Annotated in this window: 21 protein-coding genes; all 21 read left to right on the top strand. The window is 65.1% G+C overall.

Annotation, left to right across the window (positions count from 1 at the left end; genetic code table 11):
• Positions 1–211: 211 nt before the first annotated feature.
• A complete protein-coding gene (locus N7333_RS12940; RefSeq protein ID WP_279858938.1) occupies positions 212–2452 on the top strand; it encodes a VapE domain-containing protein in 2241 nt (746 codons plus the stop codon).
• Positions 2449–2823 carry a hypothetical protein gene (locus N7333_RS12935; RefSeq protein WP_279858937.1) on the top strand — a complete coding sequence of 125 codons (375 nt, stop codon included), beginning with the start codon at positions 2449–2451 and terminating at the stop codon, positions 2821–2823. The genes N7333_RS12940 and N7333_RS12935 overlap by 4 nt, the downstream gene beginning before the upstream one ends.
• A 576-nt stretch (positions 2824–3399) precedes the next feature.
• Positions 3400–3762, top strand: coding sequence for a phage holin, lambda family (locus N7333_RS12930; RefSeq protein ID WP_279858936.1), 363 nt, complete (start codon positions 3400–3402; stop codon positions 3760–3762).
• A complete protein-coding gene (locus N7333_RS12925; RefSeq protein ID WP_347815290.1) occupies positions 3755–4129 on the top strand; it encodes an HNH endonuclease signature motif containing protein in 375 nt (124 codons plus the stop codon). The genes N7333_RS12930 and N7333_RS12925 overlap by 8 nt, the downstream gene beginning before the upstream one ends.
• 111 nt (positions 4130–4240) lie before the next feature.
• Positions 4241–4765 (top strand): P27 family phage terminase small subunit, encoded by a 525-nt coding sequence (locus tag N7333_RS12920; RefSeq protein WP_279858934.1) that lies wholly within the window; start codon positions 4241–4243, stop codon positions 4763–4765.
• Positions 4766–4772: 7 nt separating this feature from the next.
• A complete protein-coding gene (locus tag N7333_RS12915) occupies positions 4773–6542 on the top strand; it encodes a terminase TerL endonuclease subunit (protein WP_279858932.1) in 1770 nt (589 codons plus the stop codon).
• A complete protein-coding gene (locus N7333_RS12910; protein ID WP_275861415.1) occupies positions 6539–6718 on the top strand; it encodes a hypothetical protein in 180 nt (59 codons plus the stop codon). The genes N7333_RS12915 and N7333_RS12910 overlap by 4 nt, the downstream gene beginning before the upstream one ends.
• 2 nt (positions 6719–6720) lie before the next feature.
• The gene (locus tag N7333_RS12905; protein ID WP_279858929.1) at positions 6721–7992 is read left to right on the top strand and encodes a phage portal protein; all 1272 of its coding nucleotides are present in this window, start codon (positions 6721–6723) and stop codon (positions 7990–7992) included.
• Entirely contained in the window at positions 7989–8951 is a 963-nt protein-coding gene (locus N7333_RS12900; protein ID WP_279858928.1) for a S49 family peptidase, read from the top strand. The genes N7333_RS12905 and N7333_RS12900 overlap by 4 nt, the downstream gene beginning before the upstream one ends.
• 62 nt (positions 8952–9013) lie before the next feature.
• Positions 9014–10333: a phage major capsid protein gene (locus tag N7333_RS12895; RefSeq protein WP_279858927.1), complete on the top strand. Its 1320-nt coding sequence runs from the start codon at positions 9014–9016 to the stop codon at positions 10331–10333.
• A gap of 55 nt (positions 10334–10388) precedes the next feature.
• The gene (locus N7333_RS12890; RefSeq protein ID WP_279858926.1) at positions 10389–10661 is read left to right on the top strand and encodes a hypothetical protein; all 273 of its coding nucleotides are present in this window, start codon (positions 10389–10391) and stop codon (positions 10659–10661) included.
• Positions 10661–11218 (top strand): hypothetical protein, encoded by a 558-nt coding sequence (locus tag N7333_RS12885; protein ID WP_279858925.1) that lies wholly within the window; start codon positions 10661–10663, stop codon positions 11216–11218. Before N7333_RS12890 ends, N7333_RS12885 begins: the two co-directional genes overlap by 1 nt.
• Positions 11219–11220: 2 nt before the next feature.
• Positions 11221–11550: a head-tail adaptor protein gene (locus N7333_RS12880; protein ID WP_279858924.1), complete on the top strand. Its 330-nt coding sequence runs from the start codon at positions 11221–11223 to the stop codon at positions 11548–11550.
• Entirely contained in the window at positions 11547–12050 is a 504-nt protein-coding gene (locus tag N7333_RS12875) for a hypothetical protein (protein WP_279858923.1), read from the top strand. The genes N7333_RS12880 and N7333_RS12875 overlap by 4 nt, the downstream gene beginning before the upstream one ends.
• Positions 12051–12107: 57 nt before the next feature.
• Positions 12108–12707, top strand: a complete 600-nt coding sequence (locus N7333_RS12870; RefSeq protein ID WP_279858921.1) for a hypothetical protein — start codon at positions 12108–12110, stop codon at positions 12705–12707.
• Positions 12704–12886 carry a DUF2635 domain-containing protein gene (locus N7333_RS12865; protein WP_279858920.1) on the top strand — a complete coding sequence of 61 codons (183 nt, stop codon included), beginning with the start codon at positions 12704–12706 and terminating at the stop codon, positions 12884–12886. The genes N7333_RS12870 and N7333_RS12865 overlap by 4 nt, the downstream gene beginning before the upstream one ends.
• Complete coding sequence (locus tag N7333_RS12860; protein WP_279858919.1) at positions 12886–14382, top strand: phage tail sheath subtilisin-like domain-containing protein; 1497 nt, start codon at positions 12886–12888, stop codon at positions 14380–14382. The genes N7333_RS12865 and N7333_RS12860 overlap by 1 nt, the downstream gene beginning before the upstream one ends.
• A gap of 54 nt (positions 14383–14436) precedes the next feature.
• Positions 14437–14784, top strand: a complete 348-nt coding sequence (locus N7333_RS12855; RefSeq protein WP_279858918.1) for a phage tail tube protein — start codon at positions 14437–14439, stop codon at positions 14782–14784.
• Complete coding sequence (locus tag N7333_RS12850; RefSeq protein WP_279858917.1) at positions 14784–15128, top strand: phage tail assembly protein; 345 nt, start codon at positions 14784–14786, stop codon at positions 15126–15128. The genes N7333_RS12855 and N7333_RS12850 overlap by 1 nt, the downstream gene beginning before the upstream one ends.
• A 93-nt stretch (positions 15129–15221) precedes the next feature.
• On the top strand, positions 15222–17183 hold the full coding sequence (locus tag N7333_RS12845) for a phage tail tape measure protein (RefSeq protein WP_279858915.1): 1962 nt from the start codon (positions 15222–15224) through the stop codon (positions 17181–17183).
• 10 nt (positions 17184–17193) lie between these two features.
• Positions 17194–17961: DNA circularization N-terminal domain-containing protein (locus tag N7333_RS12840; RefSeq protein WP_279858914.1), on the top strand; the 768-nt coding region annotated here is incomplete at its 3' end.

Here is a 17961-nt window from a genome sequence, read left to right as displayed (position 1 = left end):
GATGGCCGTACTCTTCTCAACATGACGACTGATGGCTGCGAATGGTTCATTGAGCAGGGGGAGGTTCAGCACGACGATAAATCGGGTCTGGCGGCAGGTGCTTGGATTGTGGCCAAGGCCAATGGTTGGACGCGAATTAGAGATACCAATGGTGGACCTATGATGCACCTCTGCCCTAAGTGTTCGGCTGAGCGCTCGAAGGGGGTAGCCAATGGCTGACCGTCACGAACTACTCGACGACGTGCTGGCCCAGCTGCATGACGCGGGGCTCGATCCCGATCTGCCGCTGATGCTGGACGTGCGCACGCGCTGCCGGGCTGCCGGCGACAAGGGCAAGGCGAAGACCGGCTTCTATGTGATCTATGAGCACTCGAACGCCGGACGCACCTATTACGCGGGTGCGTTCGGCTCGTGGCGCGAGGGCGAGAAGGGGGACTTCCATAAGCTGAAGCCTGTGGGCGGGCGGATGAGCGAGGAAGACCGCAAGGTCATCAAGGCCCGCATCGAGGCGGCGAAGGTGAAAGAGGAGGCCAAGCGCGCCGCCCGCGCAGCGAGTGCTCGCCGGCGGGCTGCGCGGACCTGGGAGTCCCTGCCGGAGCGCGGGCGCTGCGGCTATCTGGAGCGCAAGGCGGTGCCGGCTGTTGGGCTGCGCTACGGGCGCAAGGGCGATACGGCGCTGGTGCCGATGATGAACGTGCACGACAAGGTGGTCGGCCTGCAGGTGCTGTTCGGCACGCCAGATGCGGACGGACTGAGCAAGCGCTTTTGGCCGGCCGGTGTTGACCCGGTCGGGGCGTTCCATCTGCTGGGGCCGCACCCGGAGCCGGGTGAGCCGGTGCTGATCTGCGAGGGGTATGCGACGGCGGCCTCTGTGCACCTGGCTACTGGTCTGTGCGCCTGCGCAGCCTTCACTGCGGGCAATTTGATGCCGGTAGCCGAGGCGCTGCGCGAGCGCTTCCCTGGCCGGCAGTTCCTGTTCTGCGCGGATGACGACTGGAAGACGAAGACGGCGAAGGGCGAGCCGTGGAACCCTGGCATCGAGAAGGCCGAGCACGCGGCGCATGTGGTCGGCGGGCGGGTGGTGTTCCCGGTGTTCAGCGGGGAGCGCGACGATAAGTGGACCGATTTCAACGATCTGCAGCTGGCCGAGGGGCTGGATGCGGTGCGGCGCCAGGTGCTGGCGGCGGTGCGCCCGCCTGCCGATGCCGAGTGGAAGGCGGCGCTGCACCGTAACGGGAAGGGCGCGTTGCTGTCGGTGGTGGCCAACGTGGTGCTGATTCTGGAGAACGACGAACGCTGGAAGGGCGTGATCGGTGAGGATCTGTTCGCGGGCCGCACGGTGAAGCGGCGGGCGACGCCCTATGGCGGCCGTGCCGGCGAGTGGTCTGACCTCGATGATACGCGCACGGCGATCTGGCTGGCCGAGCAGTACGGGCTGCAGGTGAAGTCGCTGTCGGTGCTGGAAGCTGTGGCGGTGGTGGCCAACCAGAACCCGTTCCACCCTGTGCGCGATTACCTGCATAGCTTGAAGTGGGATGGCCGGCCGCGGTTGCGGACCTGGGTGAAGGATTACCTGGGGGGCGTTGCGCTGGCGGGGAACGATGACTATCCGGGCATCATGGGGATGCGCTATCTGGTGTCGGCGGTGGCTCGGGTGATGGTGCCGGGGGCGAAGGCTGACTGTGTGATCATCCTCGAAGGTGAGCAGGGGCTGAACAAGTCGTCGGCGCTGCGGGTGCTGGGCGGCGAGTGGTTCATGGATACGCCGATCCCGCTGGGGGAGAAGGAGGCTTACCAGGCCATCCAGGGGATGTGGATTATCGAGCTGGCCGAGCTGGATGCGTTCAACAAGGTGGAGAGCACGAAGGCGAAGTCGTTCTTCGGCGCCGAGGTGGACATCTTCCGGCCGAGCTATGGGCGGCGGAACATCCGCCTGCCGCGCCAGTGCGTATTCGCGGGCTCGACGAACCAAGATGAGTACCTGCGCGACCCGACCGGGAACCGCCGCTACTGGCCGGTGCTGTGCATGAAGGTGAACCTGGCCGGCCTGCGCGAGGTGCGCGACCAGCTGTGGGCCGAGGCGCTGCACCTGTACGAGGCCGGCGAGCCGTGGTGGCCGCAGGATGACGAGAAGGAAATGTTCCAGCAGGAACAGGACGTGCGCTTTCAGGGCGACGCCTGGGAGCCGAGGATTGTGGATTACCTGCAGCGGAACCCGTGCGAGGCTATTGGCGGGGATGTGCTGCTGGAGAAGGCGTTACTGCTCGACCCTGGCCATTGGGGTCGGCCTGAGCAGACGCGGCTCGGGCAGATCATGCACCGGCTCAAGTGGCGACGAAAGCGCATGGCGCCAGAGGGGCGCGGTGGGGTGCGGCCGTACAAGTACGAGCGGCCGGAGAGCTGGAAGACGCCGGGCCAGATGCCGCTTGAGCAGCGGGAGTCTTTCGTATGATCCGGTATATCGATGAGGCCTTGCAGCTGTGGGCGGCCGAGCTGCACCCGCCGCATGGGGTGGAGCGGATCGGGCCGGGCGCCGGTGGGTGTTCGCTGGCGGCTCTGATAGACTCGCGCGGCGTGCTGATCCGCAGTACGCGTGGCAGCCGTGTGCTGCTGGAGCAGGCAGCCGAGATCGAGCTGCTGGTGAACCGGCATCTGCCGGATAAGGAACGCCAGGTGGTGATCGAGCACTACACCAACTATGACAGCCGCGATTCGCAGAAGTGGGCGGCGTGCGGCTGCAAGCGAACGCAGTACTACGAGCGATTGCATCAGGCGCATGAGAGCCTGGAGCGAGAGCTAATCAACCGGAAGCGCGCCGCATGAGGCGCGCTTTTCGTTTGTGCCCCACCTGGCCTACCACGTTTCGTATGTGGGCCACGCTTGAGCCCGCGTATTTGCTGGGCGTGTCCTACCTCCCCACCTTCGCCCCGTGCACGTATGTGCAGGCACGACGCGTGTATACACGCGCACGCGTGCTCGCGCGCTCACACAATCTATTATTTCCTTTGGAAAGGTGGGGAGGTGGGGAACAGTCAGTAGGGATGCGGGGTGTAGCGTTGTCTCACCTTGAAATGCGGTGGGGCATGTGGGGTTGCGCCTGCGGCGCGGTAGCCGGGGTTTGTTATATGGTCGTCGCATTCCGGGCGCTTTATCGGTGCATTGCTGGTGCATTGCTGGGGTGGCAGTGTTCTGCCCTTGCTGCCACCGGAATCGAGGGGTATAAATCAGCCATCTTCGAAGAAGTCCGCTAAGGCGGGCTCACCGCAAACCCGGCCACCGCGCCGGGTTTTGTGTTTATGGCGCCCCGTGGTTGCGGCGCCTTGCCCAGGGACGGGCTACCCATTCGAGCCTCGGCAGTTGCCGGGGCTTTTTTGTTTCCGCCATCTGGAGAACGGCGCGATGGATAAAGATCCAGGCCTGTGGGCCGAGTTCCTCGCCTGGTTGCTTGAACCATCCCCGACCGTACAGGGGTTCGTTATGGCTCTGGTGATTGCTTGCTTGCGTGTGATCTACGACCGCAAGGAAAAGGCGTGGCAGCGCATCGCGCTGGAAGCTGGGCTGTGCGGCCTGCTGACGGTGGCCGGTACTTCGCTGGCCGCGCTGGCGATTGCGTTCTGGTGGCCGACCTTCCAGGCGCCGCTGGCTCAGATCGCTGTGGGCATCGGCGGCACCATCGGCTTCTTCGGTGTCGAGGCGGTGCGCAGGCTGGCCATCCGGCTGCTGCGTATCCAGTTGAATGATGTGGGTGCGCCGCGTGAGTAAAACCAAGCCGCTCACCGCGGCCGCCAAAGGGTACGGCTACCGATGGCAGCAGGCCCGAGCGGATCACTTGCGGCGCAATCCGCTCTGTGTGTTCTGTCGTGACAAGGGCCGCGCTGTGGCCGCCAGCGTGGTCGACCATATCAAGGCGCCGCGCTTGGGTGACGCCAAGTTGAGCGGCGACCCCGAGCGCATTGCCGAGGCCTGGCGCCTGTTCTGGGATCGCGGCAACTGGCAGTCGCTGTGCAAGCCGTGCCACGACTCGACCAAGCAGCGCCTGGAGAAGTCGGGCAGGGTCGCCGGCTGCGACGCATCGGGAGTGCCGGCCGACCCGAAACACCACTGGAACCGCCCCGCCCCTCTGGGGTAGGGGGGGGTGAAAAACATCCGTCGGCCCTCGCTCTAGACCGATCGCCCAACTCCGTGTGCAACGCCGGGAAAAATGGGGGGGTGGGGGCTTTCGACCTTGGAGGATTGATCGATGGCCGGGAATGCCAATTCAGGCCGCCCGCCGTTGCCGGCTACCGTGCACCTGCTGCGCGGTGACCCCAGCAAGCAGGGCATGGCCGCGCTACAAGCGGCTGCGCAGGCACCCGCTGTGCCGGTACAGGCTCCGCCGAGACCAGATTTCCTGAGCGTCGAGGGCGCCCAGGAATGGGACCGTGTGACCGAGGCTCTGCTAGCGCTGGGCTGGGTCAGTGAGCTGGACATGATGGCGCTTGCCTCGTACTGCGAGGCGGTGGGCGACTGGGTGCGGTTCCGCCGCAAGATTGCCGACCTGAACGCCGAGATGGAGGGCGACGGCGACGTGCAGACGTTCAAGACCGGCGCCCAGCAGATCAGCATCTGGCGGCAGCTGGCCAACGATGCCGAGCGCCGCGCGAACCAAGCGGGGGCGCTGTTCGGCTTTTCCCCGGTTGCGCGCCGCGCCATGAAGGCGCTGGTGCCTCAAGGCGAGTTGTTCCCCAATGCACCAAGAGACGCTGCTGATAGGTACTTCAGCTGATTGCCGCGTGCGTGGCTTCGCCGTCGCCGTGCTGGCTCGCCAGATCGTGGCCGGCCCGGACGTTCGCAACGCCTGCCAGCGGCACCTGAACGATCTGGAGCACGGGCACCAGCGCGGCCTGGTGTGGGATCAGGCCGCAGCCGACCGCGCCATCGGCTTCTTCGAGGACGTGCTTTGCCTCAACGGCGGCGACTATGAGGGATCGCCTTTCCAGCTCGCGCCGTGGCAGGCGTTCGTCGTGGGCAGCCTGTTTGGCTGGTACGTTGACGACGGCGTGCGCCGCTACCGCCTGGCCTATATCGAAACGGGCAAGGGCTCTGGCAAGTCGCCGCTGATCGCAGGTATCGGGCTTTATGGCTTGGTGGCCGACGGCGAGCAGCGCGCCGAGATCTACGCCGCCGCGACCAAAAAAGATCAGGCGATGATCATGTTCCGCGACGCGGTTTCGATGGTCACCATGTCGCCCAAGCTGGCCGCGCGCATCGAGCAGAGCGGCCGCAACGAAAAAATCTGGAACCTGTTCTACCCGAACACCAACAGCTTTTTCCGGGCCATCAGCAACGACGATGGCCAGTCGGGGCCGCGCCCGCACATGGGCCTGCTGGACGAGGTGCACGAGCACAAGACGGCCTCGGCCGTCGAGATGATGCGGGCCGGCACCAAGAACCGGCGCCGCGCCCTGGTGGCGATGATCACCAACAGCGGGTCGGACAAGAACAGTGTGGCCGGCCAGTACCACGATTACGGCGTGCGCGTGTGCCGTGGCGATGTCATCGACGACACCTTCTTCGCGTTCATCTGCTCGCTGGACGAGGGCGACGATCCGCTGACCGACGAGGCCTGCTGGCCGAAGGTCAACCCGTCGCTCGACTTCATCCCTGAGGGGCGCACCGATGGCATTCCGGGGCGTCGCTACCTGCGCGAGCAGGTGGTGGCGGCGCGCGGCCTGCCGGCGAAAGAGGCCGTGGTAAGGCGGCTCAACTTCTGCGAGTGGACTGCTGCAGAAAACCCATGGATCAGCGGCGACGTTTGGTTGGGCGCTGCAGAGCGCGTGCCGATGCGGATGCTACGCAATCGGCCGTCTGTGGCTGGGCTCGACCTTGCCAGTACCACCGACCTGACATCGTTCGTGCTGCTGTTCTACCCGACCGAGGCCGACCCGCACTGGCGGCTGTTGCCGTACTTCTGGATACCCGATCACGACCTAGAAGGCCGTGAGAACCGCGACCGCGTGCCATACCGCGTGTGGATCGCCGAGGGGCATCTGGAGACGACGCCGGGCCGGGCCATCAGCAAGCTGCATGTGCTGAGGCGCCTGCAGACGATTTGCGCGTACTTCGACGTGCGCAAGATCGGCTACGACCGCTGGCGGATCGAGGATCTCAAGCAGCTGATGATCGAGCACGACATCGAGTTGCCGGAGATGGAGCCATTCGGCCAGGGCTACCAGAGCATGTCGCCGGCCGTGGACGAGTTCGAGCGCCGGCTGCTGGGTATGCCGCCCCAGGTGCTGGACGAGGACGGCAACCCGCTCGACATCGACCTGAGCGAGTTCGAGGTGGTGGAGACGTTGCGGCACGACGGCAACCCGGTGTTGACCATGTGCGCTGCCAACGCCGTGACCACCTCTGACCCGGCGAACAATCGCAAGGTTGACAAGGCGAAATCGAACGGCCGCATTGACGGCATCGTGGCCTCTGTCATCGCAACCGGCATCAGCGGCTCGGCGCCGCCTGGTGGTGGAACATCCATCTACGACAAGGGCGTGGGCATATGAGCACCCTGGTGCAGATCCTTTCCTGGCTCGCCGGGCTGGTGGGCTTCGGCCTGCTGGTTGCGGGTGTGGCTCAACTCAACGTGCCTGCGGCGTTCATCGTCGCCGGCCTCGGCCTGCTGGCCTGGTCGCTGCTTGCTGACCGAGCAGCGGCTGCCATCAAAACCAAAGGGGGCTGAGCATGTTCTTTTCGAGCCTGCGCGGCACCGGTCAGCAAGGCACGCTGGAGAGCTTCGGCGACTTCTGGCGCGGCCTGATCGGCTCTGGCGGTGGCAACAGCGCCGGGGTATCGGTCACGCCCGAGACGGCGCTGGGCGTGCCCATCCTGCACAACTGCGTCACCCTGCTGGCCGAGACGCTGGCACAGCTGCCGCTGGAGGTCTACGAACGCAAGGACAAGGGCCAGCGCGAGCCGGCCATTAACCACCCGCTATACGACGTGCTTCGCTACCAGCCCAACGGCTTCCAAACGCCGTTCGAGCTGACCGAGTGCGAGCAGATGGCGTGCGGCCTGCGCGGCAACAGCTTCACCTGGGTGGACCGGCGCGAGGACGGCAACGTCAAAGAGCTGTGGCCGCTGGATAACAACAAGGTGCAGGTGCTCAAGGGCGCCGACCTGTTGCCTTACTATCGCGTTGGCACCGCTGACCCGGTGCCGGCGCGGATGATTCACCACGTGCGTTGGACATCAACCAACCATTACGTGGGCCTGTCGCCCATCGAGCTGCACGCCGAAACGGTGGGCATGGCCCAGGCCATCACCCGCTACACCGGCAAGTCGTTCGCCAATGGCGCCACGGTATCCGGTGTCATCGAGCGGCCTCGCGAGGCGCCCGCGATCAAGGATCAGGCGAGCATCGACAAGCTGGTTGAGCAGTGGGGGCAAAAGTACAGCGGCATCGACAACGCCAAGAAGGTTGCGCTGCTGCAGGAGGGCATGACGTTCAAGCCCATCTCGATGACCAACGTCGATGCCGACGTGGTGAACGTGCTCAAGCTGACCGGCACCAACATCGCGCGGATCTACAAGATCCCGCTGCCGATGGTGAATGACCTGGAGAAGGCGAACTACAACACCATCGAGCAACTGCTGATTCAGTTCGTGGTGTTCGCCCTGCTGCCGTGGGCCAAGCGCCACGAGCAGGCGATGATGCGCGACTTCCTGCTGCCGCAAGATCGGCGGCGGTACTTCATTGAGTTCAACCTATCCGGCCTGATGCGCGGCGACCAGAAAAGCCGCTATGAGGCCTACGCCATTGGCCGCCAGTGGGGCTGGCTGTCGGTGAACGACATTCGCCGGCTGGAGAACATGCCACCCGTTCCGGGCGGCGACCTGTACCTGCAGCCGCTGAACATGGTGGACGTGAGCAAAACCGCCGACCTGACCAACCCCAACGTGCGCGCGCAGCTGGAGCTGCAGCACGCCGAGATCACGAGGATTCTCAGCCAATGAAACGCCACCTGAGAGCGTCCAGCCTGCTGTTCAATCAGCCGCTGCTGGTGACGCCCGACATGCTCGACCTCGGCGTGAGCTGGGCGAACCGGGTCATGCACCTGAACATCATCAACATCGGTGCCGGCGCTGGCGGTGACGCCAAGCTCTGGCACGACGACGATGACCACGCCTACGCCACGCGGATGGAGCGAATGGAGGAAAGCCGCCGGCAGGCCATCGGCCGTACCGGCGTCGAGGTCATCCCGGTGAGCGGCATTCTGGTGAGCCGTGGCGCGCACCTCGACGCCTGCGAGGTCATGACCAGCTTCGAGGATCTGCGCCGCCAGCTGCGCACGGCGGTGGCAGACCCCATGGTCGAGCGCATCGTGCTGGACATCGACAGCCCTGGCGGCTCGGCCGTTGGTGCCTTCGAGCTGGCCAGCGAGATCCGCGCCATGACCCAGCAGAAGCCCATCACCGGCCTGGTCAACTTCATGGCCTACAGCGGTGGCTACCTGCTGGCCTCGGCCTGCAGCGAGGTGGTCATGAGCCAGACCAGCGGTGTCGGCTCCATCGGTGTGATCGCCAAGCACCTCGACCGCTCCGCGATGGAGGAAAAGGCCGGGGTCAAGGTCACCACCGTGTATGCCGGTGCGCATAAAAACGACCTGAGCCCGCATGAACCGCTCACCGATCAGTCGCTGAAGTTCCTCAACGACCTTGTGCAGGAGAGCTACCAGATGTTTGTAGGCGCCGTGGCCGAGTATCGCGGCCTGAGCATCGAGCAGGTCAAGGCCACCGAGGCGGCGCTGTACCAAGGCCAGCACGGAATCGCCGCTGGCCTCGCTGATCGCATCCAGAGCCCACAGGATGCCGTCGATCACCTGGCTCGCGCCGTGGCCGAGAGCCGCGCAGGGCGTGGTGCTGGCGGTATCTCGGTACGCGCCCGCGCTGCTGCCATTCAATCCCAACTCTGACCGCGTTCGCGGCAGTCACCCAAGCCCGCCTAGTGCGGGCTTTTTCATGCCCAGGAGGCACCATGTCCAAAGTTCTACAACTGCGTAGCGAACGCGCCGAGCTGAACACCAAGCTGCAGGCGCTGGCGAAAATCGAGGCCGAGGGCGGCAGCCTGAACGCCGAGCAGCTGACCGAGTTCACCAGCCTGGAAACTCAGATCGCGGATCTGTCCGCCAAGATCACCCGCGCCGAGGCAGCCGAGAAAGCGGCGGCCCTGGCTGCGGTGCCGGTCGACGAGGGTGCGCAAGGTGCGCAGAGCCCGCCTGCGGGTCGTGTCGAAGGTCCGTTCACGCCCAAGCCTGTGCCGGGCATGAAGGCCGGCCAGATGGTGCGCCTGCTCGCTGCTGCGCAGGGTAACCAGCAGGTTGCCGCGCAGATGGCGAAGGACGGCAACTTCCCCGTCGACGTGCATATGGCGCTTTCCACCGTGACGCCAGGTGCTGGCGGTGTGTTGGTGCCCACCAACATGGCGGCCGAGGTGATCGAGGCGCTGCGCCCGGTTGCTGTGCTGCGCCGTATGGGTGTGACCAGCCTCCCGCTGGTCAATGGCAACCTCACCATGCCTCGCATCACCGGCAACACCGTGGTGACTTACATCGGCACCGAGACGGATATCCCGGTCACCGGTATGACCTTCGGCGACACCAAGCTGTCGGCCAAGAAGGCCGCAGCCTTGGTGCCTGTGTCTAACGACCTGATCCGGGTGCAGGGCGTTAACCCGCGTGCCGATGCCATCGCGGCAAATGATCTGGTGACCAGCATGGGGCTGTCGCAGGATCTTCACTTCATCCGCTCCGACGGTTCGGGTGATCTGCCGAAAGGCCTGCGCCACTGGGCTATTCCGCAGCACGTTGTGCCGGCCCCGTCCACTGCTACGCCGACTTTGCAGCAGATCGATCTGTTCCTGGGTGGCCTGATGCTTCGCATCGAAAGTGCCAACGTGGTCATGAACTCCTGCGGTTGGCTGATGAACCCGCGCACCCTGCGCTGGTTGCAGTCGCTGCGCGATGGCAATGGCAATAAGGCCTACCCGGAGATCGAGCAGACCCTGCTCAAGGGCTATCCGGTGGGCCTGACCAACCAGATCCCGGTGAACCTGGGCGATGACGGCGATGAGTCCGAAATCTACTTCGTCAACTTCGCTGACATGATGATCGGCGAAGACATGGACATCATTCTGGACTTCAGCAAAGAGGCTGCCTACCAAGTGGGCGGCCAGTGGGTCAGCTCCTTCCAGCGTGACCAGACCTTGGTGCGCGCTATCGCGCGCCATGACTTCGGCCCGCGCCACGTCGAGTGCATCGCGGTCGGTATCGGCGTGAAGTGGGGCGCAGGCATGTGACCCGCTGCCCTGCCTTCGGGCAGGGCTCCCTGTTCCCCATTTTCAAGGTGATGACATGAGCAACGAAAAAGTAATGGTGGTGTTCACCAAGTCCTGGCGCGGCTACTCCAAAGGCGAGAAGGCGGGCTTCGACGATGGCCAGGCCAAGGCGCTGGTGGATGGCAAGGTGGCCGAGCTGCTCAAGGGCGGCAAGGCAGGCGCTAAGCCGGCTGCGTCCAAACCTTCCACGGCTAAGCCGAAACCCGGCGCCGACGATGACACCCCGCCAGCCCCGGACACCCCGCCCGCTGATGACGATCAGGCTGACGACAACGAGAAGAAACCCTAATGGCCCGCCGCATCGCGTACACGGGGGCGGCAGCGATCACCGTGGCCGAGGTGGCGGCGCAGTGCCGGGTAGAAGCCGAGGATCTGCAGGTGGATCTGGTCGAGCAGGTCATCATTCCTGGCGTTACGGCTCAGGCTGAATCGAAAACCGGGGCCGCTATCCGCCAGGCGGTGTATGAGGAAGAGTGGCCCGAGGCCTACGGCTCGGGCCGCCCGCTCGACGTTGGCCAGGCCGACCAGGTGCTGAGCATCGGGCGCGCGGAGAGTGACGGAAGTATCACTGACCTGCTGCCTTTGCCCGTGCATCGGTTGGAGATCGGCCAGCGCGAGAGCTTCTTGCACTTCCCGCAGGGCCGCCCGCCGGGCCGGCTGGTGATTCGCTACCGTGCCGGCGTTGACCTGGCCGCATACCCGGGTGTGCGTAAATGGTTGCTGATGCATGCTGCTACAGCTCACCAGTTCCGCGAAACGATGGTTACCGGTCACGTTCTGCATGAGCTGGCGGCGTCCTATCTGGATGCCCTGTTGGCAGACGTAGCCGTACCGCCGAGGTTTTGACTATGGCCTGGAAAGAGCCGGGTGCAGGCGAGCTCAATCGCCGTGTCACCGTGCGTAAGCGTGTGGATTATCCCGAGGATGATGGTGGCCTGGAGTCGGCCTATCCAGTCCAGATCCCGCGGTGGGCGAAAATCGAGCCGGTTGGCACCGCGGTGTATTCGGATGGTGTGCAGACCGACGCGCGTATCACTCATCGCGTGATCCTGCGTTACCTGCTGGGGGTTACCGATTCGCACGAGGTCGTGCGGGGCGAGACCGTCTACCGTGTGCGCCGGGTCACTGCCATGAACGGCGGTAACCGCTTTACGGTGCTGGAGGTTGAAGAGCTATGAGCGAACTTCCAACGCTGGCCGCCTACATGCATATCGATGGATGGGAAACCTTCGAGCGCGAGGTGTTCAACAAACGCAAGGTGCGGGCAGGCTTTCGTCGTGCCGGGCAGATCGTTGCGGCAGAGGCGGAAATGGCCATTCGCCTGGCGCGTGGTTCGAATGGCTACCCGGTTAACCGGAGTGGTCGCCTGGTCAAGTCCATCCGTTACAAGGTCAGTCGCCCTGGCTTCCTGGTGAAGATCGCGCCGACGCGCACTTCGGACATGCCCGAGTACTACCCCGCTTATTTGCATTACGGCGTGCGCAAGGGGGCTCGGGTGCGTGGCAAGGCCAATGGCCGCCGCCGTCGAGGCGAGCGTCAGGCCGCCATCGCTGCCCGCAATTCGGGTGACTGGCGGATCAAGCCTCGCGCGAACTACATGGTCAATGCCCTTGAGGACAGCGCCCCGCGTGTGCGAACCGTGCTGCAGAAGGCCTTCGGCAGCGCGCTGTTCAGTTAGCGCGGGAGTTAGCCCCGAGCCTCGCTTCGGCGGGGTTTTTAATGCCTGGAGGAAACCATGCAAGTGACCCCGCTTGTGCGCCACCTGCGCGAGCGCTGCCCGTCGTTTGGCGGCCGCGTCGCCGGTGGCATCGACTGGGAAAGCATCGAGTCGAGCGCCAAGCTGGAAAGCTTGCGCGCGCATGTGGTGCTGACCGATGAAGATGCCGACGCCAGCTTTACCGAGAACCTGGTGATGCAGAACGTCGACGAACAGTTCGACGTATGCGTCGAGTTCCCGCAGTCCGCTGGAGACGAGCGAGGCCAGGCGGCCGGCGATCAAGTCGACGCGATCCGCCGCGAGCTGTGCCGCGCCCTGGTCGGCTGGAGGCCGGGGCAGGAGTTCGACCCTATCCAGTACGGTGGCCGTGAACTGCTGGTGAACAACCGCGCTAAGGCGGTCTATCGGTTTTCGTTCGTGACTGGCTACCAGCTCGGCCGCAATCGCGCGAGCGACCCGGCCGAAACCTGGCAAGAGCTGGAGCAGGACGGCCTGCCGCCGCTGGAACGCCTGAACATCGACGTGGATTTCATCGACCCACTGGTCGACCGGAACCTGTCGCCAACCGGCCCGGACGGGCGCATTGAAATCAAGACAACCGAGGAACTGCAAACGTGAGCCGACTCTATGTGAAGCCCGCGCCCGGCCGCACCGTGCCCGACCCCGAGCGGGGCGGCTACCTGCCCGAGGCCGGCGAATCCGTGCCGCGCACCGCCTATTGGCTGCGCCGCCTGGCCGATAAAGACGTGACCGAAGCCAAGGCCCCGGCCAAGGCGAAAAATGGGGGTGAAAGCTGATGCCCGTTTCGTTTAGTGCTATCCCGAGCGACCTGCGTGTGCCGCTGTTCTACGCCGAGGTCGACAACTCCATGGCCAACAGCGGCGCGACCACGCTGCGGCGGCTGATCGTCGGCCAGGTCAATGACAGCGCCGAGCATGAAGAAATCGGCCGCCTGGTGCTGGTGTCGCGTACCAGCGAGGCCATGGCCATCGGCGGCGCCGGCTCGGTGCTGGCCGCCATGCACAAGCGCTTTCGCCAGGTCGACAGCTTCGGCGAGGTCTGGTGCCTGCCGCTGAAGGTGGAAACCGGCGCCGCTGCCACCGGCACCGTGACCGTCACGGGCGCCGCCAGCGAAGCCGGCCTGCTGAACCTGTACGTCGCCGGCCAGCGGGTACGTGCCACCGTGGCCAAGGATGCCGACGCCACTGCCATCGCCGCCGCCCTGGCCGCTGCGATCAATGCCGCGACCGATCTGCCGGTGACGGCCTCGGCCGCTGTGGGGGTCGTCACCCTGACCGCCAAGTTCAAGGGCGACCTGAGCAACGACATTCGCCTGCGCATGAACCGCCTTGGCCGCGCGCAAGGCGAAGTCACCCCTGCCGGTGTGTCCGTGGCGCTGGTGGCGATGGCTGGCGGCGCGGGCGCGCCCGACATGGCTGCCGCCCTGGCCGCACTGGGCGACGAGCCGTTCGAGTTCATCGCCCAGCCCTGGACGGATAGCGCCACGCTCGACGCCTGGAAAGAGGTCATGAACGACACGGCGGGCCGCTGGTCGTGGCTCAAGCAGATTTATGGCCACGTCTACACCGCCAAGCGCGGCACCCTGGGCCAGCTGGTGACGGTCGGCCAGGCACGCAACGACCAGCACATGACGCTGCACGGCTTCGAGGCCGGCGTACCCCAGCCCTGCTGGGAGGTGGCCGCCAGCTACGCCGCGCGCACCGCTGTGTTTATCAGCGCCGACGTGGCCCGGCCAACGCAGACCGGCGAGCTGGTCGGCATCGAGCCCGCCGACCCGTCCGACCGTTTCATGCTGACCGAGCGGCAATCGCTGCTGCAAAGCGGGGTGGCGACGGCGTACTACGAAGGCGGCGCCTACCGCATCGAGCGGGCGGTGACGACCTACCAGAAGAACGCCTATGGCCAGGCCGATGACTCGTATCTGGACAGCGAGCCGCTGCACCAGTCGGCTCATGTGCTGCGCCGCCTGAAGGCGGTGATTACCAGCAAGTACGGGCGCCACAAGCTGGCCAACGATGGCACCAACCTCGGCGACGCCGGCGGCATGGTGACGCCGAAGGTGATCCGGGGCGAGCTGGTGGGCACCTATCGCGCCCTGGAGCGCGACGGGGTGGTCGAGAATACCGAGCTGTTCAAGGAACACTTGATCGTCGAGCGCGACCCGAACAACCCGAACCGCCTGAACGTGCTGTTCCCGCCTGATCTGGTCAACCAGCTGCGCGTGTTCGCGCTGCTCTACCAGTTCCGCCTGCAGTACCCCGACGCGGCCTGAGCCGTGACCGTGCAACAGCCCGCCGCCTGGCGGGCTTTTTTTGGAGTGTAGGAAATGGGCCAGAAGGTAGCGGGCACCGTTTACATCAAGATCGACGGCGCGCAGCTGGTGATTACCGGCGGGGTGGAAGCGCCGCTGAACAAGTACAACCGCGAAACCATCGTGAAGGGCTATTTCAAGGAAGAGGACGTGATTCCCTTCCTGAAGGTCGACGCGGTGAAAACGCCCGGCGTCGACTGGGCCAAGATCGCCGCCGGCGCCAACATGACCGCGACCGCCGAGTTCAAGGACGGCTCCACCTATGTGCTTACCGGCGCCTATGTGGTCGGCGATCTGAACGTGACGGGTGACGACGGCAAGGTCGCCATCGAACTCAATGGCAGCGAGGGGGATTGGCAGTAATGGAAAAGACCGAATTCAAGCTGTCGCAGCCGATCAGCGCGCATGGCGAAACGGTAACGGTCTTGCAGGTTCGCCGGCCGACCATGACCGAGGTGCGCAACATCAAGGGATTCCCCTACGTGCTGGGCGAAAACATGCTGCCCGTGGCGGATACCGAGAAGGCGGCCAAGTACATCGCCGTTTGTTGCGCTATTCCACCGTCGTCGGTGGATCAGCTCGGCCTGTTCGACTTCAACAAGCTGAGCTGGGAGGTGATCGGTTTTTTCGTGAATCCGGCCGCGTCCTCGACGACCTCGCCGCCGGTGAGCGCCTCGCCTTCGACCTCGCCCACTACTGGCGAGTAGACCCCGAGGCGATGTTAAACCGCCCGCTCGACGTGCTGTTCGCCTATGAGCAGCACGCCTTGCGGCAGATCGAAGAGCGGAGGCGCGCAGCCGATGGCTGATAAATTCCAACTAAAGGCGCTGATTACCGGCGTCGACAAGCTGTCGCCGATGCTGACCGGCGTGCGCAAGAACGCGACCCAGCTGCGCAAGCAGCTGAAGGCATCCGACCTGGGCAATATCGGGTTTTCCGACGTGCTGCAGGGCGGCGCAATCGCGGCGCCTTTCGTCATGGGGGCGCAAGCTGCGATGCGCTTCGAGTCTGCCATGGCCGACGTGCGCAAGGTGGTCGATTTCGACACGCCGGCGCAGTTCGAGCAGATGGGCCTGGATGTTCGCAGGCTATCAACCGAGCTTCCCATGGCAGCCGAAGGCATTGCGCAGATCGTCGCCGCCGGCGGCCAGGCCGGTATCGCTCGTGAAGAACTGGGCCGCTTCGCCGAAGATGCCGTGAAAATGGGTGTGGCCTTCGACCAGACGGCCGAGCAATCCGGCGAGATGATGGCCAAGTGGCGTACTGCCTTCAAGCTGTCTCAAGAGGGAGTCGTCGAGCTGGCGGACCAGATCAACCACCTGGGCAATACCGGTCCGGCCAACACCCGGCAGATATCTGCCGTTGTGACCAGCATTGGCCCGCTGGGGGAAATCGCAGGCCTGACCTCTGGGCAGATTGCCGCACTTGGCGCGACGCTGGCGGGTGTTGGCGTATCGCAGGATGTGGCCGCGACGGGTATCCAGAACTTCATGCTGGCCATGACCGCCGGCACGGCGGCGAGCAAAAAACAGCAGGATGCGTTCAAGGCTTTGAGGCTGAGTGCCGCGGACGTGGCGGCAGGGATGCAAGCCGACGCTGAAGGGACGATCAAGCGGGTGCTCACCGCGGTCAGCAAGGTCGACCCAGGCAAGCAGGCGGCGGTGCTGACGCAGCTATTTGGCAGGGAGTCGGTAAAGGCGATTGCACCGATGTTGACCAATCTGGATCTGCTGGCCGGCAACTTCGCCAAGGTAGGTGATGCTACCGAGTACGCCGGTTCGATGAACAAGGAATATGAGGCCCGCGCCAAGACTACGGAAAACAGCCTGCAGTTGCTGAAGAACCGGGTTGTGGATCTTGGTATAAGCGTCGGCGCGGCCCTACTGCCACCGTTCAACGACTTCATGGAAACCATGGGGCCGGTAATCAGTGGTGTGTCCGATCTGGCCGCCGCCAACCCCTGGCTGGTCAAAGGCATCCTTGGCGCTGCGGTTGGCTTCGGCGTGCTGCGCCTGTCGGTGATGGCCTCGACCGTCGCCCTAGGGCTGATGAACGCCGTGGCGAGCATGAGCCCGATTGGTCTGGTGGTGCGTGGCATCGCCCTGGCGGCGGGCTTCCTGCTCGCCAACTGGTCGGCGGTGGCGCCGTACTTCTCGGCCATGTGGCAGTGGATCAAGGGCGTTTTCGTCAGCGGCAGTGCGCAGATCGTCAGCTTCTTCACGGCGGCCAGCGATCAGGTCATGGGTGCCGCCGGCGCGCTATGGGGGCTGTTCAAGACGGTGGCGGGCTTTACCCCGCTGGGTCTGATCGTCAGCAACTGGGAGCCGCTGGTGGGGTTCTTCTCCGGGCTGTGGGATCAGGCCGGGGCGGTGTTGTCGGCGGGCCTCGATCTGTTCAAGGCCGTGGCGGGCTTTTCCCCGCTGGGCCTGATCATCAAGAACTGGGAGCCGATAGTCGCCTGGATGAAGGGGCTATGGGATCGGGTGCGGCCGTTCGTCGAGCCGATCATGGCGGCGGCAAAATGGGTGTTCGGTGGCGACGACAAGGCCCCGGCTGCGTCTGCCGCTGTGCCGGCTTCCGGCCCCGGCTCCACCTCGCTCGCGGCGCAGGCCGCCGCCGCCAACGCGACGAGCCTGCAAGGGCAAATGGTGGTGCGCTTCGAGGGCGCGCCGCAGGGCATGCGGGTCGAGCCCGCGCAAACCAACCAATCGGGCTTGAGCGTGACGCCGCAGGTCGGCTACCGCTCGCTGGCCATGCGCTGAGGGCTTAGCTATGACAACGTGGCGCGACCAGCTGCAACCCGCGTCGTTTCGCGGGGTGCGCTTCGAGGTCGACAGCGATCGTTCGCCGGTGGGCCGGCGCACGCAAACGCATGAGTTCGTGCAGCGTGACCAGCCCTTCGTCGAAGACCTTGGCCGGCAGACGCGCGAATACAAGTTCGCCGCGTTCGTCATCGGTGCCGACTGCTACGCCAAGCGCGACGCGCTGCTGGCCGCCCTGGATCAGCCAGGCCCCGGCGAGCTGGTACACCCGCACTTCGGCAAGCTGAACGTCACGGCCGCCGATTGCTCGGTCAGCCACGAGCGCCGAGAAGGCGGCCTGGTGCGCTTCGACCTGGCGTTCGTCGAGGCGGGCGAAAAGGGCTTTCCGGTCGGCACCGCGAACACGGGGCGGCAGTTGCTCAAGGCCAAGGGGGGCTTGCTCGACCTGGCCGGCGACAAGTTCCTCGCGGCGATGGGCCTGGTCAATGCCGGGCGGGCCAAGATGAGCGCGCTACAGAACGCCCTGGCGGTGCCCTTCAGCATTGCCCAGGGCTACTTCGGCGAAGCCATGCGCGGGGTGGGCAGCGTCTCGGCCTTTGCCGACCTGCTGGTCAGCAGCCCGGCGGCCTTCCTCGGGCTGTTTTCCTCGCTGTCCGGCGGCGCGTCTGGCCTGGCCAGCAGTTTTACCGGCTATGGCGCGGCCGTGCAGGCGCTGCCGGACAAGGCCAGCGCCGCCGCCGGGCTGAGCAGCAGTTATGCCTATACCGGCGACAGCACC

This window comes from Pseudomonas sp. GD04158, from assembly GCF_029834875.1.
Classification (GTDB): domain Bacteria; phylum Pseudomonadota; class Gammaproteobacteria; order Pseudomonadales; family Pseudomonadaceae; genus Aquipseudomonas; species Aquipseudomonas hydrolytica.
Note: the sequence above shows the minus strand (reverse complement) of the source record. Positions and strands in the feature narration are given on the sequence as shown.

Coding starts and splice junctions, on each gene's coding strand:
- N7333_RS12930 (WP_279858936.1), top strand. CDS start 3,400: ATGGATAAAGATCCAGGCCTGTGGGCCGAGTTCCTCGCCTGGTTGCTT.
- N7333_RS12920 (WP_279858934.1), top strand. CDS start 4,241: ATGGCCGGGAATGCCAATTCAGGCCGCCCGCCGTTGCCGGCTACCGTG.
- N7333_RS12870 (WP_279858921.1), top strand. CDS start 12,108: ATGCAAGTGACCCCGCTTGTGCGCCACCTGCGCGAGCGCTGCCCGTCG.
- N7333_RS12890 (WP_279858926.1), top strand. CDS start 10,389: ATGAGCAACGAAAAAGTAATGGTGGTGTTCACCAAGTCCTGGCGCGGC.
- N7333_RS12860 (WP_279858919.1), top strand. CDS start 12,886: ATGCCCGTTTCGTTTAGTGCTATCCCGAGCGACCTGCGTGTGCCGCTG.
- N7333_RS12880 (WP_279858924.1), top strand. CDS start 11,221: ATGGCCTGGAAAGAGCCGGGTGCAGGCGAGCTCAATCGCCGTGTCACC.
- N7333_RS12935 (WP_279858937.1), top strand. CDS start 2,449: ATGATCCGGTATATCGATGAGGCCTTGCAGCTGTGGGCGGCCGAGCTG.
- N7333_RS12850 (WP_279858917.1), top strand. CDS start 14,784: ATGGAAAAGACCGAATTCAAGCTGTCGCAGCCGATCAGCGCGCATGGC.
- N7333_RS12855 (WP_279858918.1), top strand. CDS start 14,437: ATGGGCCAGAAGGTAGCGGGCACCGTTTACATCAAGATCGACGGCGCG.
- N7333_RS12885 (WP_279858925.1), top strand. CDS start 10,661: ATGGCCCGCCGCATCGCGTACACGGGGGCGGCAGCGATCACCGTGGCC.
- N7333_RS12875 (WP_279858923.1), top strand. CDS start 11,547: ATGAGCGAACTTCCAACGCTGGCCGCCTACATGCATATCGATGGATGG.
- N7333_RS12940 (WP_279858938.1), top strand. CDS start 212: ATGGCTGACCGTCACGAACTACTCGACGACGTGCTGGCCCAGCTGCAT.
- N7333_RS12895 (WP_279858927.1), top strand. CDS start 9,014: ATGTCCAAAGTTCTACAACTGCGTAGCGAACGCGCCGAGCTGAACACC.
- N7333_RS12910 (WP_275861415.1), top strand. CDS start 6,539: ATGAGCACCCTGGTGCAGATCCTTTCCTGGCTCGCCGGGCTGGTGGGC.
- N7333_RS12905 (WP_279858929.1), top strand. CDS start 6,721: ATGTTCTTTTCGAGCCTGCGCGGCACCGGTCAGCAAGGCACGCTGGAG.
- N7333_RS12900 (WP_279858928.1), top strand. CDS start 7,989: ATGAAACGCCACCTGAGAGCGTCCAGCCTGCTGTTCAATCAGCCGCTG.
- N7333_RS12845 (WP_279858915.1), top strand. CDS start 15,222: ATGGCTGATAAATTCCAACTAAAGGCGCTGATTACCGGCGTCGACAAG.